Annotated in this window: 28 protein-coding genes, 2 tRNA genes and 1 pseudogene; 21 read left to right on the forward strand and 10 right to left on the reverse strand. The window is 69.8% G+C overall.

Features of this window, described 5'->3' with window-relative positions:
- Positions 1-318: 318 nt before the first annotated feature.
- From BY998_RS14740 to BY998_RS14750, 3 genes are all read right to left on the reverse strand, one after another.
- Positions 319-393, reverse strand: a tRNA-Gly gene (locus BY998_RS14740).
- Between the two features lie 108 nt (positions 394-501).
- Positions 502-975 (reverse strand): NUDIX domain-containing protein, encoded by a 474-nt coding sequence (locus BY998_RS14745; RefSeq protein WP_181425535.1) that lies wholly within the window; start codon positions 973-975, stop codon positions 502-504.
- Between the two features lie 237 nt (positions 976-1,212).
- A complete protein-coding gene (locus BY998_RS14750; protein WP_110352372.1) occupies positions 1,213-1,656 on the reverse strand; it encodes a DUF3597 domain-containing protein in 444 nt (147 codons plus the stop codon).
- Between the two features lie 201 nt (positions 1,657-1,857).
- Between BY998_RS14750 and BY998_RS14755 the strand changes: the two genes are divergently transcribed.
- The 5 genes from BY998_RS14755 (at position 1,858) to BY998_RS14775 (ending at position 5,216) form a co-directional block, all read left to right on the forward strand.
- Positions 1,858-2,871: an ABC transporter substrate-binding protein gene (locus BY998_RS14755; RefSeq protein WP_110352373.1), complete on the forward strand. Its 1,014-nt coding sequence runs from the start codon at positions 1,858-1,860 to the stop codon at positions 2,869-2,871.
- Between the two features lie 25 nt (positions 2,872-2,896).
- Positions 2,897-3,649: an ABC transporter permease subunit gene (locus tag BY998_RS14760; RefSeq protein ID WP_110352374.1), complete on the forward strand. Its 753-nt coding sequence runs from the start codon at positions 2,897-2,899 to the stop codon at positions 3,647-3,649.
- The gene (locus BY998_RS14765; RefSeq protein WP_110352463.1) at positions 3,646-4,428 is read left to right on the forward strand and encodes an ABC transporter ATP-binding protein; all 783 of its coding nucleotides are present in this window, start codon (positions 3,646-3,648) and stop codon (positions 4,426-4,428) included. The genes BY998_RS14760 and BY998_RS14765 overlap by 4 nt, the downstream gene beginning before the upstream one ends.
- Positions 4,429-4,521: 93 nt before the next feature.
- A complete protein-coding gene (locus tag BY998_RS14770; RefSeq protein WP_110352375.1) occupies positions 4,522-4,956 on the forward strand; it encodes a tellurite resistance TerB family protein in 435 nt (144 codons plus the stop codon).
- 68 nt (positions 4,957-5,024) lie between these two features.
- Positions 5,025-5,216 carry a hypothetical protein gene (locus tag BY998_RS14775; protein WP_110352376.1) on the forward strand — a complete coding sequence of 64 codons (192 nt, stop codon included), beginning with the start codon at positions 5,025-5,027 and terminating at the stop codon, positions 5,214-5,216.
- A gap of 57 nt (positions 5,217-5,273) precedes the next feature.
- On the opposite strand, the gene BY998_RS14780 is transcribed toward BY998_RS14775, so the two are convergent.
- A complete protein-coding gene (locus tag BY998_RS14780) occupies positions 5,274-6,893 on the reverse strand; it encodes a peptide chain release factor 3 (RefSeq protein ID WP_110352377.1) in 1,620 nt (539 codons plus the stop codon).
- Positions 6,894-6,997: 104 nt separating this feature from the next.
- Positions 6,998-7,741: an SDR family oxidoreductase gene (locus BY998_RS14785; protein ID WP_110352378.1), complete on the reverse strand. Its 744-nt coding sequence runs from the start codon at positions 7,739-7,741 to the stop codon at positions 6,998-7,000.
- A 199-nt stretch (positions 7,742-7,940) separates the two neighbouring features.
- On the opposite strand from BY998_RS14785, the gene BY998_RS14790 reads away from it, so the two are divergent.
- Positions 7,941-8,015, forward strand: a tRNA-Gln gene (locus tag BY998_RS14790).
- A 404-nt stretch (positions 8,016-8,419) separates the two neighbouring features.
- Positions 8,420-9,376, forward strand: a pseudogene (locus BY998_RS14795) (IS630 family transposase).
- Positions 9,377-9,719: 343 nt separating this feature from the next.
- On the opposite strand, the gene BY998_RS14800 reads toward BY998_RS14795, so the two are convergent.
- The gene (locus tag BY998_RS14800) at positions 9,720-10,094 is read right to left on the reverse strand and encodes a DUF4440 domain-containing protein (protein WP_110352379.1); all 375 of its coding nucleotides are present in this window, start codon (positions 10,092-10,094) and stop codon (positions 9,720-9,722) included.
- Positions 10,095-10,444: 350 nt separating this feature from the next.
- Here BY998_RS14800 and BY998_RS25065 point away from each other — a divergent pair, with 350 nt between their 5' ends.
- On the forward strand, positions 10,445-10,570 hold the full coding sequence (locus BY998_RS25065; RefSeq protein ID WP_280952912.1) for a hypothetical protein: 126 nt from the start codon (positions 10,445-10,447) through the stop codon (positions 10,568-10,570).
- 9 nt (positions 10,571-10,579) lie between these two features.
- On the opposite strand, the gene BY998_RS14805 is transcribed toward BY998_RS25065, so the two are convergent.
- Positions 10,580-10,858: a hypothetical protein gene (locus BY998_RS14805; protein WP_110352380.1), complete on the reverse strand. Its 279-nt coding sequence runs from the start codon at positions 10,856-10,858 to the stop codon at positions 10,580-10,582.
- 717 nt (positions 10,859-11,575) lie between these two features.
- On the opposite strand from BY998_RS14805, the gene BY998_RS14810 reads away from it, so the two are divergent.
- From BY998_RS14810 to BY998_RS14830, 5 genes are read left to right on the forward strand one after another with little or no spacing between them, the layout of a single operon-like run.
- Positions 11,576-13,933 carry a TonB-dependent siderophore receptor gene (locus BY998_RS14810; protein WP_110352381.1) on the forward strand — a complete coding sequence of 786 codons (2,358 nt, stop codon included), beginning with the start codon at positions 11,576-11,578 and terminating at the stop codon, positions 13,931-13,933.
- Between the two features lie 9 nt (positions 13,934-13,942).
- On the forward strand, positions 13,943-14,248 hold the full coding sequence (locus BY998_RS14815) for an iron transporter (RefSeq protein WP_110352382.1): 306 nt from the start codon (positions 13,943-13,945) through the stop codon (positions 14,246-14,248).
- The gene (locus BY998_RS14820) at positions 14,245-15,858 is read left to right on the forward strand and encodes a PepSY-associated TM helix domain-containing protein (protein ID WP_110352383.1); all 1,614 of its coding nucleotides are present in this window, start codon (positions 14,245-14,247) and stop codon (positions 15,856-15,858) included. The genes BY998_RS14815 and BY998_RS14820 overlap by 4 nt, the downstream gene beginning before the upstream one ends.
- Positions 15,855-16,205 (forward strand): DUF3325 domain-containing protein, encoded by a 351-nt coding sequence (locus BY998_RS14825; RefSeq protein WP_110352384.1) that lies wholly within the window; start codon positions 15,855-15,857, stop codon positions 16,203-16,205. The genes BY998_RS14820 and BY998_RS14825 overlap by 4 nt, the downstream gene beginning before the upstream one ends.
- A gap of 9 nt (positions 16,206-16,214) precedes the next feature.
- Positions 16,215-16,508: a hypothetical protein gene (locus BY998_RS14830; protein ID WP_110352385.1), complete on the forward strand. Its 294-nt coding sequence runs from the start codon at positions 16,215-16,217 to the stop codon at positions 16,506-16,508.
- A gap of 229 nt (positions 16,509-16,737) precedes the next feature.
- Here BY998_RS14830 and BY998_RS14835 read toward each other — a convergent pair whose 3' ends face one another.
- Positions 16,738-17,376 carry a thermonuclease family protein gene (locus tag BY998_RS14835; protein WP_110352386.1) on the reverse strand — a complete coding sequence of 213 codons (639 nt, stop codon included), beginning with the start codon at positions 17,374-17,376 and terminating at the stop codon, positions 16,738-16,740.
- A 151-nt stretch (positions 17,377-17,527) separates the two neighbouring features.
- On the opposite strand from BY998_RS14835, the gene BY998_RS14840 reads away from it, so the two are divergent.
- The 3 genes from BY998_RS14840 to BY998_RS14850 all read left to right on the forward strand — a co-directional run bounded on the left by BY998_RS14840 (position 17,528) and on the right by BY998_RS14850 (position 19,941).
- The gene (locus BY998_RS14840) at positions 17,528-17,848 is read left to right on the forward strand and encodes a PepSY domain-containing protein (RefSeq protein WP_110352387.1); all 321 of its coding nucleotides are present in this window, start codon (positions 17,528-17,530) and stop codon (positions 17,846-17,848) included.
- Positions 17,849-17,914: 66 nt separating this feature from the next.
- Positions 17,915-18,589 (forward strand): response regulator transcription factor, encoded by a 675-nt coding sequence (locus BY998_RS14845; RefSeq protein ID WP_110352388.1) that lies wholly within the window; start codon positions 17,915-17,917, stop codon positions 18,587-18,589.
- Positions 18,586-19,941, forward strand: a complete 1,356-nt coding sequence (locus BY998_RS14850) for a sensor histidine kinase (protein ID WP_110352389.1) — start codon at positions 18,586-18,588, stop codon at positions 19,939-19,941. The genes BY998_RS14845 and BY998_RS14850 overlap by 4 nt, the downstream gene beginning before the upstream one ends.
- 26 nt (positions 19,942-19,967) lie before the next feature.
- Here BY998_RS14850 and BY998_RS14855 read toward each other — a convergent pair whose 3' ends face one another.
- Positions 19,968-20,357, reverse strand: coding sequence for a response regulator (locus BY998_RS14855; RefSeq protein ID WP_110352390.1), 390 nt, complete (start codon positions 20,355-20,357; stop codon positions 19,968-19,970).
- A gap of 372 nt (positions 20,358-20,729) precedes the next feature.
- Between BY998_RS14855 and kaiC the strand changes: the two genes are divergently transcribed.
- The 5 genes from kaiC (at position 20,730) to BY998_RS14880 (ending at position 25,746) form a co-directional block, all read left to right on the forward strand.
- Positions 20,730-22,448, forward strand: coding sequence for a circadian clock protein KaiC (gene kaiC / locus BY998_RS14860; protein ID WP_110352391.1), 1,719 nt, complete (start codon positions 20,730-20,732; stop codon positions 22,446-22,448).
- Positions 22,445-22,789 (forward strand): circadian clock KaiB family protein, encoded by a 345-nt coding sequence (locus BY998_RS14865; RefSeq protein WP_110352392.1) that lies wholly within the window; start codon positions 22,445-22,447, stop codon positions 22,787-22,789. The genes kaiC and BY998_RS14865 overlap by 4 nt, the downstream gene beginning before the upstream one ends.
- Positions 22,786-23,109 (forward strand): circadian clock KaiB family protein, encoded by a 324-nt coding sequence (locus tag BY998_RS14870; RefSeq protein WP_110352393.1) that lies wholly within the window; start codon positions 22,786-22,788, stop codon positions 23,107-23,109. Before BY998_RS14865 ends, BY998_RS14870 begins: the two co-directional genes overlap by 4 nt.
- Positions 23,106-24,869 (forward strand): PAS domain-containing sensor histidine kinase, encoded by a 1,764-nt coding sequence (locus BY998_RS14875; RefSeq protein ID WP_110352394.1) that lies wholly within the window; start codon positions 23,106-23,108, stop codon positions 24,867-24,869. Before BY998_RS14870 ends, BY998_RS14875 begins: the two co-directional genes overlap by 4 nt.
- Before the next feature lie 280 nt (positions 24,870-25,149).
- On the forward strand, positions 25,150-25,746 hold the full coding sequence (locus BY998_RS14880) for a hypothetical protein (RefSeq protein WP_110352464.1): 597 nt from the start codon (positions 25,150-25,152) through the stop codon (positions 25,744-25,746).
- Between the two features lie 61 nt (positions 25,747-25,807).
- Here the strand turns inward: BY998_RS14880 and BY998_RS14885 are convergent, their stop codons facing one another.
- Complete coding sequence (locus BY998_RS14885; protein ID WP_110352465.1) at positions 25,808-26,797, reverse strand: L-threonylcarbamoyladenylate synthase; 990 nt, start codon at positions 26,795-26,797, stop codon at positions 25,808-25,810.
- Positions 26,798-26,841 lie beyond the last annotated feature (44 nt).

Genomic DNA, 26,841 nt, shown 5'->3' on the forward strand with positions numbered 1-26,841 from the left:
CTCGTACAGATGGCGGACGAGTTGCGCTTTCGCGGCGTGTCAGGCCCGCACACGAAGACGCAGCGTTCACGCTGGAGCCGAATGCGTCCAGCGGTTCGCAAAACTTCGGAGGTGATCGGGGAGCAGAGGGAACGGCCACGGATCGGTGCCGTCTCCTCAATCGCGGCGGGCAGCCCTGTGCGGACCCGAGACGGCCTCGGCAGCGACCGCTCGCGCACGAGCGACAGGGTGCCTGCCATGAAGCCCCGCGATCTGCCCCAGAACGACGAAAGCCGCCTTGCGGCGGCTTCTCGTAGGTCGGTCAGTTTGTCGTAAAACTGGAGCGGGCGAAGGGATTCGAACCCTCGACCCCAACCTTGGCAAGGTTGTGCTCTACCCCTGAGCTACACCCGCTCTCTTGTCCGTCCGTCCGGCGCCGTGGGCGCCTCCGTCGGTGGCGCTGTCTAAACACCATTCCGCCGGGCGATGCAAGCGCCAAGTTCGCACTTTTTGCCGGCTCCCTCACCACAGCTCGGCCGGCGGTGCAGCAGCGGTAATCTCGGCGAGGCGGGTGCGGGTGGCGCGAGTCGTGTCCGGAGGCAGGGCGTCGAGGGGGAAGAAGTCGCTCTGCGCAATCTCGCGGTCGGGTCGCTTCGGCCCATTCAGCGTGAAGGCCGGTGCGACGTAGACGGCGATGTGGTCGCGGCGCAGGGCGCCCGGGTTCAGGAAGAAGCCGTGTAACCGCAGCCCCTCTTCGGGCGCCACCACGATCTCGGCCTCCTCGCGGAACTCGCGGATCATCGCCGCGGGGGCGCTCTCGCCGGGCTCGATGCCGCCGCCCGGTAGGTGCCAGCCGCCGATATAGGTGTGGCGCACGAGGCAGACCCGGCCCTGCCCGTCGATGGCCACCCCGCGCACGCCGAGCGTCATGCCCCGGGTGAGGAGCGCGGCGCGCAGGGCCAGGCGCTGAAGCCAGGGCCGGTCGAGATTCACCATCAGTCCCATCTTGCCTGTCCAGGGTCATTGTCGATGCGCGACGGCCGCGAGCCTGTCGCACGGCCGGCCTCTATGACAGTCCGCCGGCAGGCCGGCCCATCGTCCCGGGGCCGATATCCGCAGCGCCGCCGCGGGTCTCGATCGCCCTTCGCGCAAAAAAGAGGGCGGCGGGGAGATCTCCCCGCCGCCCGACTTCCCGGGACCGCGCCGTACGGGCCGACGCGCCCTTCGACGCACTCAGTCCTTGAGGTCGGCGGGGACCTTGCCGCCGTTCTCCTCGAGCTTCTTGATGACCTGCTTGTGCAGCCAGACGTTCATGGAGGCCGAGTCGTTCTTGTCGCCGCTGTAGTGCAGCTCGTCGGCCAGCTGCTGGCGGGCGTGCAGGCTCGAATCGAGGTCGAGAAGCTTCATCAGGTCGACGATCGAGGTGCGCCAGTTCAGCTTCTGCGAGTTTTTCGCGGCGAGATCGTTGAGCACGGCCTCGACGTCGACCGAGCCGCCCGACGATGCGGCACCCGAGGAGGCGCCGCCGCTGGTCGGCGTGGAGGCGGGCGCGCTGCCGCCGCCGGAGGAAGGCTGGGCCTGGGTTTCGGAGGGCTTGGCGCTGGATTCCGCGGCCTGAGCCTCCGACGATCCGAAGGGGTGGAGGATCTTGCTGACGATGCTTCCGATGAGGCTCATGGTGGAGAATATCCCGTCGTCTGTCCCGGCGGAGATCCCGCCGCTTCCGGCTGGGTAAACGGCAGGGCGGATGGCCCGTTCCGTAGCAGGCCGGCAAAGCTTCCGCCTCAGCCCGGCTCGTCCCTCGTGCCGGACCCGGATTGGAAGATCGCGCCCGCTGTGCCATGGGGAGCACCGCCCGGCCCCCTGGAACTCGTCCCGATGCGCAGATTGCTCAAGGCCCTCGCCCTGTTCGCGGGGCTCGCCGCCCTCCCCGCCCCGCTCGCCGCGCAGACTGCGCCGGTGCGCATCGGCGTGATCCCGGTGATCGGCGCGGCGCCGGTCTTCGTCGCCAACGGCGAGGGCTGGCTCAAGGAGGCGGGGCTGGCGCCCACTTTCACCACCTTCGAGTCGGGCCCGAACATGATCCAGGCGCTGGCATCGGGCACCATCGACGTCTACGTCGCCGGTATCGCTCCGCTGGCGGTGGCCCGCACCAAGGGCATCGACGTGCGGGTCGTGGCCGCCACCGCCATCGAGGAGATGGTGTTCGTGGCCGCCCCCAAGCTCGCCACCTACTTCGAGTCGGCGCCGAGCAAGGCCGAGGCCTTCAAGCAGTTCAAGGCCAAGGAAGGCCGCCCCGCGCGGCTGGCCACCCAGCCGCCCGGCTCGGTCCCCAACACCACGCTCCAGCACTGGCTCTGGCAGGTGGCCAAGGCCGACAAGGCCGATGTCGAGGTCGTCGCCATGGGTATCGACGCGACCCAGCAGGCGCTGCTCGCCGGCGCCGTGGACGGCGCCTCGATCCGCGAGCCGGCGCTCACCATCGTCCAGGGCCGCAACCCCAAGATCAAGCTGATCGCCACGGGCGGGGAGATGTTCCCCGAACAGCCCGGCACGGTGGTGGCGGTCTATGGCAAGTTCGCCGACGCCAACCCGGCGGCGGTCGAGGGGCTGGTCTCGGCGCTGGTGAGGGCGACCGAACTCCTCAAGACCGACCCGGCCCGCGCCGCCCCGCCGGTCGAGGCGGCGCTCGGCAAGGGCATCACCGACGTCGCCACGATCCAGAAGGCCCTCTCCTCGCCGGCCGCGAAGTTCGTCGCCGATCCGCGCACGATCATCGAGGCGACGAAGAAGATGCAGGCCTATCAGGTCTCGATCGGCACCCTCGACAAGGAGGCGCCGACCGACGGCCTGTTCGACGCCAAGCCCTTCGACAAGGTCAAGAAGCCCTGATCCGAGCAGCCTTGATCGACGCCTCATGACCTCGTTTCGCTCGGTCGCCCTCGCGGCCGCGGGGCTCGCCGCCTTCCTCGCCCTGTGGGAGGCGGCGCCCCGGCTCGACCTCGTGAACCCGGCCTTCCTGCCGCCGCCCTCCTCCCTCCCCGCGGCCTTCGCCCGGGAGATCTCGGGCGGGGCTTGGCCGCGCGCGGTCGCCGAGAGCCTGAGCCACTACGTGGTCGGTCTCGGCGCGGGCGCGGGGGCCGGCATCGCGCTCGGGCTCCTCTCCGGCATGTTCCGCTGGTTCGAGAGCCTGACCGCCTGGGTCGTACGGCTTCTGCGCCCCATTCCCGGCCTCGCCTGGGTGCCCTTCGCGATCATCTGGTTCGGGGTCCAGCCCTCGGCGGCCGTGTTCATCATCGCCATCGGCGTGTTCTGGATCGTGTTCTTCGCGACGCAGGGCGCCGTGCGCGGGGTCGACCGCGACCTCGTCGAGGTGGCCCAGGCCTTCGGCTTCCGTGGGCCCTTCGCACGCCTGACGAAGATCCTCCTGCCGGCTGCGACCCCCGGCATCCTCGTGGGCCTGCGCACGGCGCTGGGACAGGCCTGGATGGCGGTGGTCGCCGCCGAGATCTTCGGCGTGCCCGGCATCGGCGCGCGGATGATGCAGGCCTCCTCGCTTCTCTCCACCGACATCGTCGTGGTCTACATGCTCACCATGGCCGGGCTGTACGGCCTGTTCGACACCGGCTTCGTCGCCCTCCAGGGCTGGCTGCTGCGGTGGCGCGCATGAGTGCGACCGACCTCCCGGCCGGCGCGCGCCCGATCATCGACATCCGGGGCCTGAGCCTCGCCTACGAGCGGGACGGACGGCGCACCGAGATCCTGTCGAGCCTCGACCTCGCCGTGCCGCGCGGGCAGTTCCTCGTCATCGTGGGCGAGTCCGGCGTCGGCAAGTCGACGCTGCTGCGGGTGCTGATCGATCTGGCCAAGCCCAGCGGCGGCACCGTCACCCTCGACACGAAGGCGGCCACGCGCACGCCGATGGCGCTGGTCTTCCAGGATGCCCGGCTGCTGCCCTGGCGGCGGGTGCTCGACAACGTGGCCTTCGGCCTGGAGCGTCACGGTCTTCCGAAGTCCGAGCGCCGCGCCCGGGCCGCGGCGATGCTCAAGCTCGTGGGGCTCGCCGACCTTGCCGGGCGCTGGCCGCACCAGCTCTCCGGGGGGCAGCGCCAGCGCGTCGCCATCGCCCGGGCGCTCGCGGTGGAGCCCGAGGTGCTGCTGATGGACGAGCCCTTCTCGGCGCTCGACAGCTTCACCCGCGAGGGCCTTCAGGACGAGGTTCAGCGCATCAAGGCGCAGACCGGCAAGACCGTGCTGTTCGTGACCCACGACATCGACGAGGCGGTCTACCTCGCCGACCGGGTCGTGGTGCTGGCCGGCAGTCCCGGCCGGATCGCGGCCGACGTCGCCATCGACCTGCCCCGGCCGCGCCAGCGCCGGGACGCGACCCTGATCGAGGCGGCCCGCCACCTGCGGGCGGAGCTGTCGCGGCGCTCGGCGGAACTCTGACGGGCCCGCCGGCCTTGCTGTCTTGACGGTTCGCCGGCCGCGTTGGAACCATCGGGCGTCCCGCGGGACGGGGCGCCGCTGGGGGAGTGCAAGATGGGGTTTTTCCAGGACGCCCTGGTCCGTTTCAACCGGGTGGTGATGTCCTACGCGGGCGATACCGTCTTCATGCAGGCGGCGGTTTCGGCGGCGGCCAACGTCATCGTCGCCGACGGCGACACCGACGACGAGGAGATCGAGGCGGCCCTCGTCAGCATGCGGGCGAACCCGATCCTGGAGAAATCCTACGACACGCTCGCCCTGGAGGCGGCGCTGTTCGAGGCGCTGGCCCGGGCCGAGCTGCGCGCCGGGCGGCTGGAGAACCTGCAGCAGGTCGCAGCCATCGCCGACCGATCCCTGGAGCAGCGCCAGCACGTCTTCCTCATCGCGGCGGACGCCGCCGACAAGGGCGGCATCACGCAGAGCGAGCACCGGGTGCTCGACGAACTGGCCGCGGCGCTCGACGTCGACAAGGCCGCTCTGCTCGGCTGAGGACCGGCCCCCTCGCGATCCCGCGGCGGCGGGCGTAGGATCACCCGCGCAGGCCGGGAGTGCGACCGATGTACAAGGTGACTGGGACCGATCCGTCCGGGCGGACCATGGCGTTCGCCTGCGGGACCGACGAGCAGGCCCTGGAGAAGACCTGGGAGCTGGCGCGGCGCGGTTTTCGCGACGTCTCCGTTGCCGATCCGAGCGGCCGGCAGATGAGCGCGATGGCGTTCGAGCGCTCCCTCGACCTCGAATACGATTGAGGCCGCCTCCGGTCGGGGCGGCCCCGTCGAGCCCGCGTCGCGGCGGGCGCCCGCCGCTCAGGCCGCTCGCTTCTGATAATCCTTCACGTCCGTGAAGCGGATCTTCTCCCAGCGTTCTTCTTCGTAGCGCAGCGAGAAGGCGGTCGAGGCCATGAAGACCGGGGCACCGTCGAGGTCGCTCGCCATGGCCGAGCCGTGGGCGTTCACGAACTTGTCGATCTCGGCCTCCGATTCCGCCTCGATCCAGCGGCAGACGGAGAAACGCGTGGTCTCGTAGTCGATCGGCAGGCCGTATTCCGCCTGCAGCCGCTCCTTCAGCACGTCGAGCTGGAGCGCGCCGACAACGCCGACGATGGCCGGCGAGCCGTCCTGCGGGATGAACACCTGCACCACGCCCTCCTCGCCCATCTGCTGGAGGGCTTCCCGCAGCTTCTTGGCCTTCATCGCGTCGGTGAGCTTGATCCGCCGCATGATCTCGGGGGCGAAGCTCGGCACGCCGCGGAAGACGAGTTCCTCGCCCTCGGTGAGCGTGTCGCCGATGCGCAGCGTGCCGTGGTTGGGGATGCCGACCACGTCGCCGGCATAGGCTTCGTCGGCGATCGCCCGGTCCTGCGCGAAGAAGAATTGCGGCGCCGAGAGCGACATCGGCTTGCCCGTGCGCACGAGCTTGGCCTTCATGCCGCGCCGCAACTGGCCCGAACAGACCCGCATGAAGGCGATGCGGTCGCGGTGGTTCGGGTCCATGTTCGCCTGGATCTTGAACACGAAGCCCGTCATCTTCGGCTCGGTCGGCTCCACGGCGCGCTTGTCGGCCTCCTGGCCGCGCGGCGGCGGGGCGAAGCGGGTGAGCCCGTCGATCAGGTCGCGCACCCCGAAATTCCGCAGGGCGGAGCCGAAGAAGACCGGCGTGAGGTGGCCCTCGCGGAAGGCGGCGAGATCGAAGCTCTTGAGACCGCCCTCGGCCAGCTCCACCTCCTCGCGCCACGCATCGGCCGCGCCGTTCTCCGTCAGCAGCGTGTCGAAGAGCGGATCGCCAAAGCCCGAGACGGCGATCGTGCCGGCATCGTCCGCGGCATCGAGCCGGCGGACCCGGTTGCCGCCGAGCTCGTAGGTGCCCGCGAAGTTGCGCCCGAGGCCGATCGGCCAGGTCACGGGCGCCACGTCGAGGGCCAGCGTCTTCTCGATCTCGTCGAGCGTCTCGAAGGGGTCGCGCGCCTCGCGGTCGAGCTTGTTCACGAAGGTGACGATCGGAATATCCCGCAGCCGGCACACCTCGAACAGCTTGCGCGTTCTGGCCTCGATGCCCTTGGCGGCGTCGATCACCATCACGGCCGAGTCGACCGCCGTCAGCGTGCGGTAGGTGTCCTCGGAGAAGTCCTCGTGGCCCGGCGTGTCGAGCAGGTTGAAGACACAATCGCCATACTCGAACGTCATCACCGAGGTGACGACCGAGATGCCGCGCTCCTTCTCGATTCCCATCCAGTCGGAGCGGGTCGAGACCCGGTTGCGCTTGGCCTTCACCTCGCCCGCGAGCTGGATCGCGCCGCCGAACAGCAGCAGCTTCTCGGTCAGCGTGGTCTTGCCCGCATCCGGGTGCGAGATGATCGCGAAGGTGCGCCGCCGCGCGACCGGGTCGGCTTTCGGGTCTGCGGGCTTGGGATCGGTCTGCATCAGCATGGCGGGCACCGGCCGCCGCAATGCGGGCGGCCGCTCGTCTCGAAGGGGGTCGGGCGGTGGCCTGCTCTCTACGCGCTCCGCGCCTCCGACGCAAAGCCGCTCCCCTAGCCTCGCCCGACGAAGGGCATGCCGGTGGCCATCACGGTCATGAACAACACGTTGGCCGAGAGCGGCAGCCCGGCCATGTAGACGACCGCTTCCGCGACGTGGGCCGCCTCCATGTACGGCTCGGGCCGGATCGAGCCGTCGGCCTGCCGCGCACCCTGCCCGAAACTCTGCGTCATCTCGGTCTCGGCGTTGCCGACATCGATCTGGCCGCAGGCGATCGCGAAGGGGCGTCCGTCCAGCGCCGTGGCGCGGGTCAACCCGGTGATGGCGTGTTTGGTGGCGCTGTAGGGCGCCGACATCGGCCGCGGCGCGTAGGCCGCGATGGAGCCGTTGTTGATGATGCGCCCGCCCTGGGGCTCCTGTCGGCGCATCAAGCCGAAGGCGGCGCGGGTGCAGAGGAAGGCGCCGGTGAGGTTGACGTTGACGCTGGCCAGCCAATCCTCGACCGCGACCTCGTCGACGGTCGCGGCCGGAGTGAAGATTCCGGCATTGTTGAACAGCAGGTCGAGCCGTCCGAACCGCTCCGCGACCGTCGCGAACAGAGCCTCGACGGCCTTCGGGTCGGCCACGTCGGTGGGCACGCAAGCCGCGCCGTCCGGCAGTTCGGCGGCGACCCGCGCCAGCGCCTCCCCCCGCCGCCCCGCCAGCACCAGCCGCCATCCGGCCTGCCCGAGTCCGAGCGCGACCGCGCGCCCGATGCCGGACCCCGCCCCCGTCACCACCGCCACCCGATCCGCCATCGCCCTCACGCTCCCGCGTCCCCGATCCGCCCGAGCATAGGGCCTCGCGCGCACCCCGTGCAGGGGCTTTTGAGAGCGAGGCCTGCGGCAGGAGCCCGAGCCCTCGTGGCAAAAACACCGCCGGACACGGGAGCGGACGCCTCCGACCCGGTTGCCAGCCCCGCGCGGCCCGTCTAGAGAACCGGCGGCTCGAAGCCGATGGGGCGTCGCCAAGTGGTAAGGCAGCGGTTTTTGGTACCGCCATTCCCAGGTTCGAATCCTGGCGCCCCAGCCAATCCCCCAAGGCCATTTCCAGGCAATGACTTAGCCGAGAATCGAGCCGGTCGCGATGCGCGCAGACGTAATAGTCTGCCGAGTACTGCGGCTGGATAGATTGCCTATCCCTTCTTGGCGCAGCGTGTGGAACTCCCGCTCGGGAGCAATGATGATGTGGATCGCCTCGTCGCAGATCTCCTCCACCAGGGGAAATGCGGGTCGGCATTCCGATCCTCCACGAGGCGCCGCGCCAGCCGCGAATTGGCGTCGAGTTCGCGCGGGTTCGAGCTGTGGCCGACAACCGCCGCTAAACCAGTATCCAGGGGGAGATGACCGATCGAGAGCTGCCGCCGACCGCTGTGAGTTGGTTAGGGTTTTCTCTCGCGGCCTGATCTGATTCCCTGTCGGCCACCAACAGGATGAATGGTCTCACCGTTGTCATCGGATCTACGCGAGCGTGTCGTGAAGGTCGTGTCCGAGGGCGCCTCGCGCCGTCAGGCGGCCGAGCGGTTTGGGGTGAGGCCCGCCAGCGCCATCCGTTGGCAGGAAAGTTTCGAGCGGGAAGGCCGAGTGGCGGCCAAGTCGCAGGGCGACGACCGGCGTTCGCAGCACGTCGAAGCCCATGCGGATCTGATTCTGAACCTGCGCGAGGAGCAGCCAACGCTGATCCTCTCAGAACTGCGCGCCCGGCTGGCCGAGCGCGGCATCGCCATCAGCCGGAGCGGCTTGTCGCGCTTCTTCAAGCGCCACCGCATCACGCACAAAAAACATGCTGCACGCCGCCAGCAATAGCGGCCGGACGTAAGAGCCGAGCGCGAGGACTGGTTCGAGGCCCAGGACGAACGCGATCCCGACAGGCTCGTCTTCCTCGACGAGACGGCGCCCGCGACCAGCACATGGTGCGATGCTATGGCTGGGCGCCGCGCGGCGAGCGCTGCCGGGTCGCCGTCCCGCACGGCCACTGGAAGACGATCACCGTCACGGCGGCCTTGCGCTTGAGCGGCGCGGCCGCCACGGCCCTGTTCGACGGAGCCGCCAACGGTGAGCGCGTCCGCGCCTGTGTCACCGACACTCTGGTCCCGGTGCTGAAGCGAGGCGATACGGTGGTAATAGACAACCTCGGCGCTCACAAGGTGGCCGAGTGCGCGCGAGGCGATCCAGGCAGTGGACGCCAAGGTGCTCTACCTTCCACCCTCCTCGCCCGACTTCAACCCGATCGAACAGGTCTTCGTCAAACTGAAGGCCGACCCGCGTAGAGCCGCCACCCGCGCTCTGTCGGATCTGAAGGCGGCGATCCGATCCACCTTTGCTAAGATCACCCCACAGGCCTGCCGCAACTGCTCCGCAGCCACTGAATACGATACCTGTGATCCGACATGATCGACAATCGCTTTAAGGACGGCAAGGAGCGGTCAGACTTGATCTTCGGCCTCACGCGGACTAGTCGACCAGAGCTCCGGTATTGCTTCAAGAGAGGCAGTTGGCATGCCAGCCTCTGATCTCTCTCTGTCAGATCGGCGTTAAAACCTGTAGCTGTAACGCTGAACGACGGCCGAAGATCCATCGGGCCGAAATAATTGGGTTCGCGTGGCGCATTTTAGATCGCCATTGTAAGGGGCGGACGCCCGAGTCGCCCTGCCCCCACCTTGCAGATCGCTGGGCGCGACGGCTCCCTCCCCGTTCGGCAACCCCACGGCTTGCGGACGATTACCGGCGAGACGCGTCACGCCTTTCCGTCGACGGCGGGCGCCAGGATGCGTGGGGTCTGCTGATGCTGCACGACGCGCCACTCCTCATGCGCCAGCCGGCGATAGGTCGAGGTGCAGTGGGCCTCGTAGGTCTCGTCGTTGCGGCTGGCCTTCACCGTGTAGGCAATGACGATCAGGCCCTCCTGCGGCCGCGCGATCCGTCCGTCTTCCAGGCTGGCCTCCGTCCAGCGCGGCGTATTCGCCACCGCCTCGATCGCCTGCCGTCCGCCGTAGACGTAGGGCGGCTGCGGCAGGGCCATCAGGCACTCGTCGTCGACCAGGGTGCGGTAGTGGTCCGCATCACCAACCCAAAGGCTTTTCTCGAACGACCAAACGCGATCATCGTCCACGGCGCTTCTCCTCCATTTTTCGTCGTGTCGAGAGAAGATTGCACAGGCGGGATCGTTCCTGACCTGCGGCGGGATCGACCGTGCGCCATTGCCGCCGGGCGGACAGGCTTGCCGGCACCGCAACGGAAGCGCGGCGGGATCGAAAGGAAAGGCCGCGAATCGACAGGGACTCTCAGCCCTGTCGGCTACTGCGCCGGGCAACGGTAACGCGGCCGTTCCGCCTGCGTTCTCCGCGCCGGCCGCAGGGCAGCCATGCCCGTCTAGGACTGTGAGGGCAGAGGCAAACTTCTTGGTCCAGGTGCCATGTTGTTGCCGCAATTGCGCACAAGTCGGTGGCGCGCAATCATTCTATGGACGTCCCGATCTCCATGCTCACCAAGCACGCGCGCCTCTTTGCCGGCATCGGCTTCGTCGTTCTGTCGTACGGGCTTTGGGCCGCGGCCTGTCTGCGGGCCGAGCGGGTTCTCTGGTGGTGAAGACGGCCTCTATCCACTGCGTCGGGCGGCGGCGTAGGCACCGATGAGGAAACCGCCCTGCAGGGCCGAGAGATAGGCGAACAGCATGAGGAGATCGACCGCGGTGATCTCCTGATGGGTGATCTTCGTCGCCAGCCAGATCAGCGAGACGAGGAAGCTGGCGGCCGTCACGGCGGCGAGCCGGAGGAAGCATCCGACGGCGAAGCCCGCCAAGATCAGAACGCAGAGTGTCAGCATGATACGGTCCTTGACGAGGCGGGCAGCCCCCCTTCCTTCGTCGTCGAGCACTGCGGATCTCCTTGGCCGTCAGCGCAATGACAGGTTGCTCCAGCATAGAACTTAGATCGCACGGCTGCTGAGGAAAGCGTCCTCGCGCGAAAACACCTCGCCGGATTTCGGGAAAATCTATCCACAGCCGATGATGATCTGTTGAAGGCTGTCCGATCAGCGTCCTCGCATCGCCAATTCTAACGATCAACGCCGATATTGGCGGCTTGGATTCAGGGTGTTTCTTAAGCGCCGGAGGCGGGCGAGCGCGCTTCGCTCTTTGCCCCTCCGGCATCCGCCTTCCGCACGGATCGGCAAGACGAAGCCCATAGCGGCTTCGTCGGCGCATAAGCTCGAACGTCCTGCAAACCAAGGAAAATTCGGCCACCTCGGGCTCGACCGCAAGCACGGCGGTAAGGCGGAGGGTGGGCCGATGAATGGGCTCATCACCCCGCCTTCCAAGACGCTTCGAGAGATCGAGCGGACTGGGGACCGACGCCGCCTCGCGGTGCATCTTCCCGCCGCCAAGCGATCGCATCAAGAAATTCTGTTCGAAAGTTCAGCCAGCGCTTGGGTCTTGCGTAATCTATCTTTTGATAGATCTATCTTAGTTTGAATTATAATCGTTATAAAACATAGTTCTTGCATGCATCATTCGATTTTTGCCATACGGCTGGCGGAGTATCGTCGTGATACGCCTGCTTTTACATCATAAAACAAGATAAAGTCTTGGGTGCTATGTTTGAAGATCGTGCCGTCTCCACTCAGCCGGCTCCGTCTGCGGCTCGGTTCTCCCGTCTGCTGACTTCGACGATCCTGTCCGGCACGGTCCTGTGCGGCGCCGCCCTGCCGGTCTCGGCGCAGCCTGTCGCCGACACCGCCGTCGAGCTGTCCGAACTGAGCGTGACCGGCGAAGGCCGCGGCTTGACGCTCGGCGGCGCGCTCTACGGTCCCGGCGGCGCCCAGGGCGCGGTTCCGGGCTACGTCGCCAGCCGCAGCATCGTCGCGACCAAGACCGACACACCGATCCTGGAGACGGCCCAGTCGATCTCCGTCATCGGCCGCAAGCAGATCGAGGATCAGAACGCGCTCAGCATCAACCAGGCCCTGCGCTACACCCCGAGCGTCACCACCGAGCAGCGAGGCGGTGCGGGATCGACCCGGCTGGAGCAGTTCCTGATCCGCGGCTTCTCCGCGCCGGTCTTCCTCGACGGCATGGCGCTACTCGGCGGGCGCGACGCCAACGCCACGGTCGATCCCTATCGGCTGGAGCGCATCGACGTCATCAAGGGCCCGGCCTCGGTGCTCTACGGGCAGTCGGGTCCGGGCGGCATCGTCAACCTCGTGTCGAAGGTGCCGCAATTCGTCCAGCACGGTGAGGTTTTTGTTCAGGGCGGCGGTTTCAGCGAGGTGCGCGGCGGCGTCGATGTCGGCGGTCCGATCCATTCCGACGTGCCCTGGCTTGCCGACCAGTTCGCCTACCGCATCGTCGGCTTCGGCTGGAACGGCGACGGTCCCGTCGACACGACGCGGGTCGAGCGTGCGCTGATCAACCCGAGCCTGACCTGGCGGCCCTCCGCCGACACGCAGCTCACCATCATCGGCAATTACCAGCGCGACCCGTTCTCGGGCTTCTACGGCGGCTTCCCGGCGGTAGGCACGGTGTTCCCGCGCAACTTCGGCAACGGCATCATCGGCCGCCTGCCGGTGAACTTCTACGATGGCGACCGCGGCATCGAGCGCTCGGATCGGACCCAGGCCTCGATCGAGTACCTGTTCGATCACCGCTTCAGCGAGAATCTGCGCTTCCACTCGGCCGGACGCTACCTGCGCACGCAGGGCGACTACCGCAGCGTCTACAGTGCCTTCAATCCCCGCAATGGCCCCTTCGCCACCGGCCCGCTGATCCCGCGTGCGGTCATCGGCACCAACGTGGCGGCGGAAGCCTACACGATGGACAGCAACTTCGTCGCCAACTTCGATACCGGCTTCATCGCCCACACCGCCCTGCTCGGCGTCGATCACCGCACCTTCAGCACCGGGACGACCGGCTCCCCGTTCCCGGACGCGCCGGACCTGAACGTGCTGGCGCCGAACTACGACATGAACATCGCGTTCCCGGCCTTCAACACCGTCTCGCGGGTCGATGCGCAGCAGACGGGCGTCTACTTCCAGGACCAGATGAAGTTCGACCGCCTCGTGCTGACGCTGGGCGGGCGCTACGACGTCGCACGCCAGACCGGGCCGACCCGCTCCTTCGCCACCAACGGCACCAGCACCCTGACGCTCCAGAACGCGCCGGCCGATGCCTTCACCGGCCGGGCGAGCCTGCTCTACCTGTTCGATTCGGGCGTGGCGCCGTACGTGTCCTACAGTCAGGCCTTCGAGCCGATCGTGGCGGGCCGCGTATTCGACACGGCCTTCGGCACCGTCGGCCGCGTGCCCGATCCGCAATCGAGCGACCAGTACGAGGCCGGCATCAAGTACCAGCCGCCCGGTACCGATATCCTGCTCACCGCCGCCTTCTTCGACATCCGACAGTCGAACCGCACGACCGCGGACCCGGCGCGCCAGGGCTTCGTCGTGCAGACCGGTCAGGTCGGCGTGCAGGGCGTCGAGTTCGAGGCGCGGGCGAACCTCACCGAGGGGGTCACCCTGATCGGCGGCTTCTCGCTCCTCGACATCCGCAACGTCCGGGACGACGGCCGAACCGCCAACGACCTGACCCCCGGTCAGACGGTGCCGCTCCAGGGCCGCAGCCCGGTTCTGGTGCCGGACTCCACCGCTTCGCTGCTCGCGACCTATCGCTTCAACGAGGGACCGCTTCTGGGTCTCGAAATCGGCGGCGGTGTTCGCTACCTCGGACCGTCCTGGGGTGATGCGGCCAACACCTTCAAGGTGCCGGCGAGCGTGCTCGTCGATGCCACGCTGAACTACGACCTGAAGTACCTCGATGCGACGCTTCAGGGCTTCTCGATGCAGCTGAACGCCACCAACCTCCTCGACGAAAAATACGTCAGCGGCTGCAACGGCTACACCAGCTGCTATTACGGCCTGCCTCAGACCGTCTATGCAACCCTGCGCTACCGCTGGTAGGAGGCCGGCATGGCTTCGCATGTCGGGACGACGCCGCTGAAGGAACGGGCCGCCGTGGCCGCCCGGGTCGTTCTGGCGGCCGGGGGCGGCTACGGGATCGCCGCGCTCGCCACCGCGCTCCTGTCGCTGACGCTGCCGCTGCCGCGCTCGGAGGCGGTCGCGGCGGCGACGCTCGTCAGCTTCGCGCTGATGGCCGGGATCGTGGTGCTCGTCTTCGCGATGCGCACGCTGCTGCGGGCGACCGTGACGCTTGCCGCCACGGCTCTGGCCCTTGCCGGCGGTCTCTGGCTCGTGATGCGGGGAATCGCACCATGAAGGGAAGTTTCCGCCAGTCCATGGCGTGGCTGCACATGTGGTCCGGCCTCATCGTCGGCTGGGTGCTGTTCGCCATCTTCGTCACCGGCACCGCGAGCTACTATCGGGCCGACATCTCCCGCTGGATGCGGCCCGAACTCGTCCGCGTCGAGCCGACGGACGGCGCGGGCCTCGCGGCCTCCGCCGAGCGCGCCGTGACCTACCTCAAGGAGCACGCGCCCAAGGCCCGGACCTGGTTCATAGGCCTGCCCCAGCCCGATCATCCGGTGCTCGACCTGTTCTGGCGCACCCGGCCGGGCGAGCCGCCGGGCCACGTCACCCTCGATCCGAAGACCGGCGCCGAGGCCGCGGTGCGGGACACCAAGGGCGGCGACTTCCTCTACCGCTTCCATTTCGAGCTGCACATGCCCCCGCTCTGGGGGCGCTGGGTCGTCGGCATCTGCGCGATGATCATGCTGGTGGCGTTGATCTCCGGCATCGTCATCCACAAGCGGATCTTCGCCGACTTCTTCACCTTCCGGCGGGACAAGGCGCCCCGGCGCAGCTTCCTCGACGCGCACAACGTGACCGGCGTGCTGGCGCTGCCGTTCCACCTGATGATCACCTACACGGGCATCATCACGCTCGCGACGCTCTACATGCCGTGGGGCGTGACGACCGCCTACAAGGGCGACTCCCAAGCCTTCTTCGTCGAGGCGAACTGGATCACCACGCCGCGCAAGCCCGCGGGGCGGACGGCCGAGATGGCGCCGATCGGGCCCATCGTCGAGCGCGCGGTCGCGACTTGGTCCGAGCCGCTGGAGCGGCTGACCATCTCGAACCACGGGGACGCCAACGCGACCGTGGTCGCGGTGTTCGAGGAACCGCACGGCCTCTCGCACGAGCATCCCCAGATCGCCTTCGACGGGGTCAGCGGCGAGATCCTGGAGACGCGCAACGGCGGCTTGAAGCCCGCGGCCAAGACCTTCACCACCATGACCGGCCTGCACGAGGCCCACTTCGCCGGCCCGGCCCTGCGCATCCTGTTCTTCCTGTGCGGGTTGATGGGCTGCGCCATGGTCGCGACGGGCATCGTGCTGTGGTCGCTCGCGCGCCTGCCGAAACCCGGCGAGCGCTCCTTCCCCGGCCTGCGCCTCGTCCAGGCGCTCAACGTCGGCAGCATCGCCGGCCTGCCCGCGGCGGTAGCGGTCTACTTCCTCGCCAACCGGCTCCTGCCGGTGGATCTCGCGGGCCGCGAGGATTGGGAGATCCGCGCCTTCTTCGGCGCCTGGATCCTCGCCGCCCTGGTGCCGCTCGCCCGCCCGCAGCGCCGGGCCTGGTGCGAGGGCTTGGCGGCGGTGGCGGTTCTGTGCCTCGCGGTGGTCGCGGCCGACATCCTGACGATCCCCGGACATCCGCTGCGCGCCTCCGGCGGCGACCCGCTGTTCCTGTGGTTCGACGGGTCTATGCTGGTGCTGGCGGCCCTGTTCGCGGTCGCGTCGCGAAAAGTCCGGCGCTACGAGGCGCCCCGGCGCGAGCGAAGCGCGCGGTCGGAGCGGGCGCCGGCCCCCTCCTCGGTCCCCTCCCCTGCCCGCTCGCCCGCGCGGCACACGGAGCCGACGCACGCATGACGCCCCTCGTCCTCGCCGTGAATCTGGGCCTCAGCTTCGCGGGCCTGACCGCGCTCTGCCTCAGCCTGAACCGGCACCATTCCGAGATCTTCGACCGGCGGGCGGAGCGCAGGGCGGTGCTCCGGCTGCGCGCCTTCGGCTGGGCCGCCCTCGCCGTCTCCCTGTTCGTGGCCGGCGCCTGGGAGGGCTGGGCCTTCGGACCCGTGCAGTGGTTCGGCGCGCTGACCGGGGCGGCGGTCGGGCTGGTGCTGCTCCTGTCCTACCGGCCGCGCTACGTCGCGCCCGCGGCGCTGACCGCGCTCCTCGTCGCGGCCGTGCCCCTGGCCGTCCTCGCCGCCGCGTCCTGATCGCCCCCGATGGTTGCGCTCGCGCCGGCTCGGGCGCTGACCCTCGCGAGCCGTCTTCTCGTGGAGAAAGGGTTCTGCGAGGTCGCCCGCAACGAGCGCGGCGACAGCCTCTATCTCGCCCGAGGCGAGGGGCCGGAGCGGCTGCGGCTCTCCAACCACGCCCGCACCCCGAAGCAGCGGCGGATCCATCCGGAAGTGATGGCGAGTCTGGTGATCCGCACGCCGAAGACCGAAGCGCAGGTCGCCGCGATGGTCGAGGCGGCCCTGCGCGACTTCGCGGCCGGGCTGGCCCGGCGGGCTTAGGACCCGTTCGATGTGCGATGGCAGAACCGCACGAGGTTTTGTCCACCCTCGTCCGCGACCTCCTTCGAGGCTTCCGTTTTGCTCCGGCACCTCAGGATGAGGGCGCGAGTGGGATCGCGTCACGGCGTCTGACACAGCGCCTGGGGGCGGACTGCCTGCGCTCTCGTGCTGAGCGCGCGGCCGCGTCTTGTGAGAGACGCGCACTCGGTCGAGTTGCACAGGTTCTCGATCACAGACCCGCACTCGCCCCGCGCAGTCGCCGACGCTCCGAGGGCAGCTCGAACACGCCCGACCACAGGCCGAGGCGGCGGCCCCAGGCGCGGCGGTCCTGGTCGGTGTAGTCGGCCGAGACGCTGCGGTCGGCCACGGCGTATCCGTTGGCGACCATCCAGGCGGCGAGATCCTCCTCCCCGAGCCGGCACAGGACGGTGGCGGTGCCGTCCGCGCCGCCGCGCGGCTCGCAGGCGAGGGACGCGGCTCCGATCCGCGCCGCCAGGGCCGCCGCCGCGACGCGTCCGCAGGCATAGCTGCGCTCGTGGCCGTCGTAGCAGGTCTGGTCGATCTCCGGCGCGTCGATGCCGTGCAGCCGCAGGCGCCGGCCGCCGATCTCGAGGGTGGCCCCGTCGATCACGTGGGCGGGGCCGTCGACCCCTTGCGACACGGAATGCGACACGGGTTCGGCCGCGTGGGCCGGGCTGCCTGCCGCTATCCCTGCCCCCACGAGGGCCAGGGTGGGGACGAGGAGCGCCCCGAGGAGGCGCCGGGGGCCCTGCCCTTCCGAGGGGTTGTCCTGGGAAGAACGCGAGCTGGCGATGGTGCCGACGAGGCAGGCGGCGTAGATCAGGAGGATGGTGGCGGTGAGCGACATCGAAGGGAACCTCGCGGGAGGGGAGCGGGCGGCGCGCCGGCCGTGGCCGCTGCGTCGTCGATGCCGCCTTGTCGCCGAGGCCTCCCCGCACCGGCCTGACGCCGCCCGTCAGTGTCCTGTCAGCGGGACGCGCGCAGACCCGTCGCCTCGCATGTCACGCCTCGCCCCCCGCCTCCTCCTCCTCGCCCTCTCGGCCCTGCCGCCGGCCCTCGGCGCGGCCGGGCCGGTCCGCGCCGACGACGACGGCGAGCGGGCGCGCCGCGCCCTGGAGCGGGGCGAGATCCGGCCCCTCGACGCCGTGCTCGCCGCCGCCCGCGCCGCGGTGCCCGGCGACGTGGTGGCGCTCGACCTCAAGCGTGACGACGGGCGCTGGCTCTACAAGCTGCGCATCCTGAGCCCCGACGGCCGGCGCCGGGACGTGAAGATCGATGCCAGCTCGCTGAAGGTTCTCGACGTGGACGACGATGATTGAGGCCTCGACCCGGGGGGCGATCGCTGGCTTCCGGGCGGAGCCGGGCGCGGAGCGGGAGGCAGCCCCATGCGCATCCTCGTCGTAGAGGACGAGCCGCGCATCGCCGCGGACGTGCGGGAGGGGTTGGAGCGGGCCGGCTACGTCGCGGAGGTCGTCGGCGACGGCGAGGCGGCGTGGTTCCGGGCCGAGACCGAGACCTACGATGCCATGGTGCTCGACCTCGGTCTGCCGCGACTCGACGGCCTCGGCGTGCTGCGCCGCCTGCGCGCGGCGGACGTGGCCCTGCCGGTGCTGATCCTCACAGCCCGCGACGGCTGGCGCGAGCGCGTCGAGGGGATCGATGCCGGTGCCGACGACTATCTCCAGAAGCCGTTCCGGATGGAGGAGCTGGTGGCGCGGCTGCGGGCCATCCTGCGCCGTACCGCCGGCCACGCCTCCCCCCTGCTGCGGGCTGGCGCGGTCGAACTCGACACCCGCACCCGCGCCGTCTCGGTGGCGGGCCGCGAGATCGACCTCACGGCGCTGGAATACCGCCTGCTCGCCTTCCTGCTGCACCGTCAGGGGCAGGTCGTGCCGGCGGGCGAACTGCTCGACCATCTCCATGGCAGCGACAGCGACCGGGAGGCCAACGCGCTGGAGGCGCTGCTGACCCGGCTGCGGCGCAAGCTCGGGCCCGGCATCGTCGAGACCCGCCGCGGCCACGGCTACCTCGTACCGGCCGACGTGTCCGGCTCTCCGTGAAGCGCGACTCGCTGCGCCTGCGGCTCGGGCTTGCCGCCGCCGGGCTGATCGCCCTGGCGCTCGCGCTGGCCGGTATCGGGCTGACGCTGATCTTCGACCGGGTGCTCGATGCCCGCACCGCCGACGGCCTCGACCGCACGGCGAAGCTGATCGCGGGGCAGGTCGCCCTCGCCCCGGACGGGGCCTTGAACCTGCCGCGTGAGCCGCCCGATTCTCGCTTCTCGGCCCCCTATGGCGGCCTCTACTGGCAGGTGGAGCGGGCCGACAGGGGAACCGGCGGCGCCCTGCGCTCGCGCTCGCTCTGGGATCGCGGCCTCGGCACCGTTCCCGACGCAGCCGCGGAGCCCGCCATCGGCGACCTTCCGGGGCCGGACGGCGGCCGGCTCATCGCGGTGACCCGCCGGGTCTCGATCCCGACGAACGGCGGCACGGTGGCGCTGACCGTCACGGTGGCCGAGGACCGCCGGGATCTCGCCGAGAGCCGCGCCACCTTCCTGCGGCTGCTGGTGCCCTCGCTCGTCGCCCTGTTCGGGGCGCTGACGCTGGCCATGTCGCTCTTCGTCCGCCGGGCGCTCAGCCCCTTCCGGACCCTGCGGGCGGATCTCGCCGCGGTCCATGCCGGGACGCGGGCGCGGCTGCCCGAAACCTTCCCCGAGGAGGTGCGCCCGCTGGTGGCGGATCTCAACCGCCTGCTCGACGCCCAGGAGCGGGATCTGGAACGGGCGCGCACGGGCGCGGGCGATATGGCCCACGGCCTCAAGACGCCGCTCGCGGTGCTCGACGCGCTGGCTCGCCGCACGGCCGCCGCCGATCCGGCACTCTCGGCGGAGATCGCCGAGCAGGCCCACGCCATGGGCCGGCAGGTGGAGCGCACGCTCGCCCGCGCCCGGGCGGCCGCGGGCGGCCTGCGGCGGCGCACCTGCCCGGTCGCGCCGGTGATCGAGCGGATCGTCGGTGCCCTGAAGCGCCTGCCCGAGGGCGAGGCCCTGCGCTGGGAGATCGCGGCTCCGGACGGCCTCGGCTTTCCCGCCGACGAGGGGGATCTCACGGAGATTCTCGGCAACCTTCTCGACAATGCCCGCAAATGGGCCCACCGCCGCGTCCGCGTCTCGGGGCGGGCGGCGGCGGGAGAGGCGTGCCTCGTGCTGGAGGATGACGGGCCGGGCATGAGCGAGGCGGCCATCGCCGGCATCGCCCGTGGGCGCCGCTGGGACGAGAGCCGGCCCGGCACCGGCTTCGGCATCGCGATCGCCCGCGACCTCGTGGAGGCGGCGGGTGTGTCGATGCGCTTCGGACGCTCCGAACTCGGCGGCCTGCGGGTGGAATTGCGCTGGCGCCTCCCGCCGCCGTGACGCGATCCCCGTGTGCGATCGAGGATTCAGGCGGCCCGGGCGAGGGCGCCGAGCAGGTCGGAGCGGCAATAGGGCTTCTGCAGGAAGCAGCCGGCATCGGGCAGGTCCCGGCCGGCCGGCCGGACCCGGCCCGAGGTGACGACGAGCCGGATATGCGGCCAGCGCGCCCGCACCCGCTGGGCCAAGGCGAGGCCGTTCATCGAGCCCGGCATGTCGATGTCGGTAAAAAGGGTATCGAAGGCCTGCGCCGTCCCCTCGAGGAGTCGCAGGGCCGCGTCCGCGTCGGATGCCTCCGCCACGGGCAGGCCGGCATCCTCGAGCATGTCCACGGCCACCATGCGCACGAAGCATTCGTCTTCGACGACGAGGATGCGCGGCGTGTCGGAGGCGTCGGAGATCTGGGGCTTGCTGGTCATCGGTCGGGCTTGAAGGGGTGAGAACGTCGTTGCCTTTCTTAAGGGGCCGGTTCGGATTTGGTTTCAGCGGCGCCGTAGAAGTTTTCAGGAAAATGCACGCGGCCGTGTCGATGGTCGGATACGCCGAGTCAGGTGCCGCGCCCCTGTCGCCCGCTTCGCATTGCCACTCCGGGGGCTTTGCATTAGGGGAGCCCGGCTAAACGGGCGCAGATGGCCCGCCGCGATGCGGCCTCGAGACGATCACGCCCCGGCCTTCCCGCTCGCGCCGGGCGCGAGGGCCCGGCCGCCGTATCGCCGCTTCGAAGGCCCGCCGCTGCGCCCGACCGTCCCCGTAGGTCCGCGCCGTGATGATTATCGCCCTGGAGTCCCGTCTTGGCGTCTGAGCTCGAGAGCCCGCGCAGGCCTTCATCCGAGGCGGCCCCGGCGACCCTGCCGAAGGTCCCCACCGGCATCGCGGGCTTCGACGCCATCACCTTCGGCGGCCTGCCGAGGGGGCGTCCCTCGCTGGTCTGCGGCTCGGCGGGCTGCGGCAAGACCCTGTTCGCCACCACCTTCCTCGTCAACGGCGCCACCCTCTTCGACGAGCCCGGCGTGTTCATGAGCTTCGAGGAGCGTGCCGAGGATCTCGTCGCCAACGTCGCCTCCCTCGGCTACGACCTCGACGGCCTCCTGGCGCAGGGCAAGCTCGCCATCGACCACGTGCGGGTCGAGCGCAGCGAGATCGAGGAGACCGGCGAGTACGACCTAGAGGGCCTGTTCATCCGCCTCGGCTTCGCGGTGGATTCGATCGGCGCCAAGCGCATCGTGCTCGACACCATCGAGACGCTGTTCACCGGCTTCAAGGACGAGAGCGTGCTGCGCGCCGAGCTGCGCCGCCTGTTCGGCTGGATCAAGGACCGCGGGCTGACCGCGATCATCACCGGCGAGCGCGGCGACGGCCAGCTCACGCGCCAGGGGCTGGAGGAATACGTCTCCGACTGCGTGGTGCTGCTCGACAACCGCGTCGAGGACCAGATCACCACCCGGCGCCTGCGGGTCGTGAAGTATCGCGGTTCGGCCCACGGCACCAACGAGTACCCGTTCCTGATCGATGCCGACGGCATCAGCGTCCTTCCGGTCACCTCGACGGATCTCGACTACGCGATTCCCGAGGGCGTGGTGCCCACCGGCATCGCGGGCCTCGACGCGATGCTCGACCCCGGCGGCTTCCACCGCGGCAGCAGCATCCTGGTCTCGGGCGAGGCCGGCACCGGCAAGACGATGATCACCGCGAGCGTGATCGATGCGGCCTGCCTCCGGGGCGAGCGCTGCATGGCCTTCGTGTTCGAGGAGAGCGGCGACCAGATCTGCCGCAACGCCCGCTCGATCGGCCTCGACCTTGCCCGCCACGTCGCTTCGGGCCTGCTGCGGTTCGAGGCGGCGCGCCCGAGCCTCTACGGCCTGGAGATGCACCTCGCGCGCATGCACCGGGACATCGACCGCTTCGCGCCCTCCCTCGTGGTGATCGATCCGCTCTCCGCGCTGAGGGGGCCCGCGGTCGAGCTTCAGGCGACGATGCTGCGCATGGTGGACATGCTCAAGAGCCGCGGCATCACCGCCCTGTTCACCAGCCTGCGCGAGGACGGTGAGCTCGACGCGAGCAGCAGCATCGGCGTCTCCTCGCTGATGGATGCCTGGATCCGCCTCCTCAACGTCGAGGCCAACGGCGAGCGCACGCGCACGCTCTACGTCATCAAGGCGCGGGGCATGCGCCATTCGAACCAAGTGCGCGAATTCGTGATGTCGGGCGACGGGATCGCGCTCATCGATGCGTATATCGGTCCGGCGGGCGTGCTCACCGGCACCGCGCGGGTGGTGCAGGAGGCCGAGGAGGCCGCTGCCGCCCTGCGCCGGGAACAGGAGAACCGCCGCCGCAGGCGCGAGGCGGTGCGGCGGCGCCACGCGCTGGAGCGCCAGATCGAGGAACTGCGGGCCACCCTGGAGGCTACGGAGGAGGAAGAGGCGGTGCTCCTGAACGAGGACGAGCTGCGTGAGACGATGCGGGCGGGCGAGCGGGACACTCTCGTCGCCCGCCGGGGAGGCGTGAAATGAGCGGGCTCGAACCGACGGGCGACGAATCCGAGGCCGGCGCGGACACCGCGGACGAGGGGCTGTACCGCCTGCGGCTCTACGTGGCCGGGCAGACCGCCAAGTCGCTGGCGGCGATGTCGAACCTGAAGCGCTTCTGCGAGGAGCACCTCGCCGGCCGCTACGACATTGAGGTGATCGACCTGATGAAGAACCCGCAGCTCGCCGCGGGTGATCAGATCCTGGCGATCCCGACCCTGGTGCGCCGCCTGCCCTCCCCGCTCAAGCGCATCATCGGCGACCTCTCCAACACCGAGAAGGTGCTCGTCGGCCTCGACATCCGGCCGAGGGCGGATCAGCCTTGAGCGCGGCCGCTGCTTCAGAGAACGGGCCTGCCGGCCCACTCCGCCTGCGCCTCTACGTGGCCGGCACCTCGTTGCGCTCGACGCGCACCATCGACAGCGTGCGCCGCCTGTGCGAGCAGCGGCTCGGCGGGCTGGGTGACCTCGAAGTCGTCGATATCTACCAGCAATCGCAGCTCGCGGGCGGCGACGGCGTCGTGGCGGCGCCGACCCTGGTGCGGCTGAGCCCCCTGCCCGCCCGGCGCCTCGCGGGCGACCTCAGCGACGAGCGCCGCATCCTCGAGGGGCTGGGATTGCAGGATTTCGTGCGGGAGCACCGATGAGCGCCGAATCCGCCTCCACCGACCTCGCCGGGGCCGAGGCGCGCATCCGCGAACTGGAGACGCGGCTGGAGGAGGTCGAGGAAACCCTCTCGGCGATCCGCCGGGGCGATTTCGACGCCATCGTGGTCGAGGGCCCGTCCGGCGAGCGGCTGGTCTACACCCTGGAGAATGCCGACCGGCCCTACCGGGTGCTGATCGAGCAGATCCAGGAGGGCGCCTTCACCCTCGGGCCGGACGGGGCGCTGCTCTACTGCAACCGGCGGCTGGCCGAGGCGCTGGGGCTGCGCCAGGAGCGGCTGATCGGCCAGAAGCTGGCAAGCTTCGCCGCCGAGGGCCAGGGCGCGGCGCTGGCTGCCCTGGTGGAGCAGGCCGCGCAGGGGCCGGCCCGGGGCGAAATCGCGCTGCGCGACGAGGCCGGCATCGAGCGCCCGGCCTACCTGTCCCTCAACCGGCTGGACGGCAGCGGCGACACGCTGCTGCTCTGCGGCGTGCTCACCGACCTGACGGCGGAGCGGCGGCGCCTCAGCGAACTCGCCGAGACCAACGAGCGCCTGCGGACGGAGGTGGCCGAACGGGAGCGGATCGAGGAGGCCCTGCGCCAGAGTCAGAAGATGGAGGCGGTGGGCCAGCTCACCGGGGGCGTGGCCCACGACTTCAACAACTTGCTCACCGTCATCAAATCCTCCACCGACCTGCTCAAGCGCCCCGACCTCGCCGAGGAGCGCCGCCGCCGCTACGTCGAGGCGATCTCCGACACCGTGGGGCGCGCGGCCAAACTCACCGGCCAGCTCCTCGCCTTCGCCCGGCGCCAGGCGCTCAAGCCCGAGGTGTTCGATGTCGGCCGCGGCGTCGCCTCGGTGGCCGACATGGTCGGCACGCTGACCGGGGCGCGCATCCAGGTCAAAACCCTGATCGAGCCCTGCTTCGACGCGGCGGGCGAGCCCTTCGCCTGCCTCGTGGAGGCCGATCCGAGCCAGTTCGACACCGCGCTCGTCAACATGGTCGTCAACGCCCGCGACGCCATGGACGGCGAGGGCACGCTGACGATCCGGGTCGGCCATGCCGGCCAGATCCCGGCGCTGCGCACCCATCCGCCGGTGCCCGGCGACTACGTGGCGGTCTCGATCTCCGATACGGGCTCGGGCATCGCGCCCGCCGACTTGCCGCGGATCTTCGAGCCGTTCTTCACCACCAAGGGCGTCGGCCAGGGCACCGGCCTGGGGCTCTCCCAGGTGTTCGGCTTCGCCAAGCAGTCGGGCGGCGACATCGCCGTGGAGAGCGTGCTCGGCCAGGGCACCCGCTTCACCCTGTTCCTGCCCCGAGCCAAGATCGCGCCGACGGTTCCCGAGAGCGCCGACGAGCCGGAGCCGCTGGCCCCCGGTCACGGCACCTGCGTGCTCTTGGTCGAGGACAACCGCGAGGTCGGCGCCTTCGCCACCCAGGCTCTGGCCGAACTCGGCTACGGCACCGTCTGGGCCATGGATGCGGATCAGGCGCTCGCCGAACTCGCCCGCACGCCGGAGCGCTTCGACGTGGTGTTCACCGACGTGGTGATGCCCGGCATGAACGGCGTGGACCTCGCCCGGACGATTCTCGAGAGCCGGCCCGAAATGCCGATCGTGCTCTCCTCCGGCTACAGCCACGTGCTGGCCGAGGACGGACGCCACGGCTTCCCGCTGCTGCACAAGCCGTACTCGGTGGAGGATCTCTCGCGCATCCTGCGCCGGGCGATCCAGCGGCGCCACACGCGGGCGAAATAGAGGCCGCTGCGAGCGTTTCCCCTTCTCCCGCAACGGCTTGGCCAGCGGACAAGAAAAAAGGCTCGGATTGCTCCGAGCCTTGAAGGGAAAAGGCCATTGGGGGCTGAACTGGCCTTCGTGATCGGATAATGCGCGAACGCCCAAGCGGTTCCGCGAAAAAGTTCAAAAAATTCGTGGGCGAATGATACGCGCCGCCGCGAGGTGCGACGGCACGCAGAAGCTGTACGAAAAGTATGGTCGGGTGACTCAGGCGTATTGCGCCGACTCGGAGTCCCGCAGGATGAACAGGCCAACCCGCTGGGTGCTGTGGACACTGACCAACATCACCGTTCTCCTGACGCTGAACGGAGCGATCTCGCTGGGCGTGTGGGTCGTCGTGCGCAGCATGACCTTTGCCGATCCGTTCGCGGAGCAAGCTGCATCCCACTACCTTCGGGCAATTCCCGCAGAGATTGAGCTCACGTCGATGATCGCTCAAGGATCGGACATGACGCTGTTCGATCCGCTCATTCCGATCAGACGGGAAGCCTGTGGCGGGGCCGCCTTTCAGCTCTCCGACGAGGCTGCTGCTCAACTCGAATTTCGCGGCTTAGCGCATCTCGGATCGGCCCGCACCGGACGCGGCTACGTGGGTGGACCCGAGGAGCCATACTGGACCTACCAGCCCTGGCAGGAAACACCTGTACCGAGCACATGGATCGGTGATGGCAAGTGGGCATCGGGATTTGGATGTTTGAAGGAAGGTGCCCGCCATTTCGACGCCGATGCGGTCTACAAAGCCGTTCGCGAGCCGGGCGCCTACTTCACTACGGGGCGTGAGAGCGAGATGGTGATCATCCCGCGTCTGCGCCTTCTGGTTCTGACCTACTTGGGATGATTTCCGCGGCAGGGCTTTTCGGAAAGTCGAGGAGCCCTGCCGCGGCCAGCGGTAGAAGGCTCTAGCGCGGCGCGGCGGCCCGGCGCAGGCGGTCGTTGATCGCCTCGCCGAGCCCGTCTTCCGGCACCGGCACCACGGCGATCACGGGCGCGCCGGAGGCGTCGAGGCGGCGCAGGGCTTCGAACAGGCGGGCGGCGGCCTCCGCCGGATCGCCGCGCTCGCTCAAGGACTCGACCGCCGCCGCCCGCTCCAGACCGGCCGGACGAGAGGAGCCGAACAGCAACACAGCCTCGCCGGGTTCGACGGTTCGCGCCTCGAGCCGCACCCCCGCCCGGGGGGCGTAGTGCGAGGCCAGCAGGCCCGGTCCCGCCGGGCGTGATCCCGGATCGCCGGCCGCCTCCGGATCGAAGCCGAGCACCCCCGCGAGGGCCGCTCGCGTGACGCCGCCGGGGCGCAGCAGCCGGGGCCGGCCGCCGAGGCAGGCGACCACGCTCGATTCCACGCCGACCGGGCACTCGCCCCCGTCGAGCACCGCGTCGATGCAGTGATCGAGATCGGCCAGGACGTGGGAGGCGGAGGTGGGGCTCACCCGTCCCGAGCGGTTCGCCGAGGGCGCCGCGACCGGCCGGCCGGTGGCCGCCAGGAGGTCGCGGGCGACGGCGTGGGCGGGGACGCGCAGGGCCACGCTGTCGAGCCCGGCCCGGGCGAGATCGCAGACCGTTCCGGTGGGTGCCGCCGGCACCACCAGGGTCAGCGGGCCGGGCCAGAAAGCTTCGGCCAGCCGAAGGGCGGCGGCGTCGAACAGGCCCTGGGTCAGGGCGGCCTCGAGCGACGCGACGTGGGCGATGAGCGGGTTGAAGCGCGGGCGGCCCTTGGCGGCGTAGATCGCGGCCACGGCTTCCGGGTCCGTGGCGTCGGCTCCGAGTCCGTAGACGGTCTCCGTCGGCAGCGCGACGAGGCGCCCCGCCCGAAGCAGGTCGGCCGCCCGCGCGAGCCCGTCGGCGTCGGGGCTCAGGCGCAGCGTCGTGGTAGTTGACGGTCTGGCGTCCATGTCGGAGTGGAGATGGAAAAAGAAGGGCCGGCCGTAGACCCTCG

The sequence above is a fragment of the Methylobacterium sp. B4 genome, from assembly GCF_003201865.1.
Taxonomy (GTDB): domain Bacteria; phylum Pseudomonadota; class Alphaproteobacteria; order Rhizobiales; family Beijerinckiaceae; genus Methylobacterium.

Coding starts and splice junctions, on each gene's coding strand:
- BY998_RS14745 (WP_181425535.1), bottom strand. CDS start 975: ATGGTGAATCTCGACCGGCCCTGGCTTCAGCGCCTGGCCCTGCGCGCC.
- BY998_RS14750 (WP_110352372.1), bottom strand. CDS start 1,656: ATGAGCCTCATCGGAAGCATCGTCAGCAAGATCCTCCACCCCTTCGGA.
- BY998_RS14755 (WP_110352373.1), top strand. CDS start 1,858: ATGCGCAGATTGCTCAAGGCCCTCGCCCTGTTCGCGGGGCTCGCCGCC.
- BY998_RS14760 (WP_110352374.1), top strand. CDS start 2,897: ATGACCTCGTTTCGCTCGGTCGCCCTCGCGGCCGCGGGGCTCGCCGCC.
- BY998_RS14765 (WP_110352463.1), top strand. CDS start 3,646: ATGAGTGCGACCGACCTCCCGGCCGGCGCGCGCCCGATCATCGACATC.
- BY998_RS14770 (WP_110352375.1), top strand. CDS start 4,522: ATGGGGTTTTTCCAGGACGCCCTGGTCCGTTTCAACCGGGTGGTGATG.
- BY998_RS14775 (WP_110352376.1), top strand. CDS start 5,025: ATGTACAAGGTGACTGGGACCGATCCGTCCGGGCGGACCATGGCGTTC.
- BY998_RS14780 (WP_110352377.1), bottom strand. CDS start 6,893: ATGCTGATGCAGACCGATCCCAAGCCCGCAGACCCGAAAGCCGACCCG.
- BY998_RS14785 (WP_110352378.1), bottom strand. CDS start 7,741: ATGGCGGATCGGGTGGCGGTGGTGACGGGGGCGGGGTCCGGCATCGGG.
- BY998_RS25065 (WP_280952912.1), top strand. CDS start 10,445: ATGGACGTCCCGATCTCCATGCTCACCAAGCACGCGCGCCTCTTTGCC.
- BY998_RS14810 (WP_110352381.1), top strand. CDS start 11,576: ATGTTTGAAGATCGTGCCGTCTCCACTCAGCCGGCTCCGTCTGCGGCT.
- BY998_RS14815 (WP_110352382.1), top strand. CDS start 13,943: ATGGCTTCGCATGTCGGGACGACGCCGCTGAAGGAACGGGCCGCCGTG.
- BY998_RS14820 (WP_110352383.1), top strand. CDS start 14,245: ATGAAGGGAAGTTTCCGCCAGTCCATGGCGTGGCTGCACATGTGGTCC.
- BY998_RS14825 (WP_110352384.1), top strand. CDS start 15,855: ATGACGCCCCTCGTCCTCGCCGTGAATCTGGGCCTCAGCTTCGCGGGC.
- BY998_RS14830 (WP_110352385.1), top strand. CDS start 16,215: ATGGTTGCGCTCGCGCCGGCTCGGGCGCTGACCCTCGCGAGCCGTCTT.
- BY998_RS14835 (WP_110352386.1), bottom strand. CDS start 17,376: ATGTCGCTCACCGCCACCATCCTCCTGATCTACGCCGCCTGCCTCGTC.
- BY998_RS14840 (WP_110352387.1), top strand. CDS start 17,528: ATGTCACGCCTCGCCCCCCGCCTCCTCCTCCTCGCCCTCTCGGCCCTG.
- BY998_RS14845 (WP_110352388.1), top strand. CDS start 17,915: ATGCGCATCCTCGTCGTAGAGGACGAGCCGCGCATCGCCGCGGACGTG.
- BY998_RS14855 (WP_110352390.1), bottom strand. CDS start 20,357: ATGACCAGCAAGCCCCAGATCTCCGACGCCTCCGACACGCCGCGCATC.
- BY998_RS14865 (WP_110352392.1), top strand. CDS start 22,445: ATGAGCGGGCTCGAACCGACGGGCGACGAATCCGAGGCCGGCGCGGAC.
- BY998_RS14875 (WP_110352394.1), top strand. CDS start 23,106: ATGAGCGCCGAATCCGCCTCCACCGACCTCGCCGGGGCCGAGGCGCGC.
- BY998_RS14880 (WP_110352464.1), top strand. CDS start 25,150: ATGAACAGGCCAACCCGCTGGGTGCTGTGGACACTGACCAACATCACC.
- BY998_RS14885 (WP_110352465.1), bottom strand. CDS start 26,797: ATGGACGCCAGACCGTCAACTACCACGACGCTGCGCCTGAGCCCCGAC.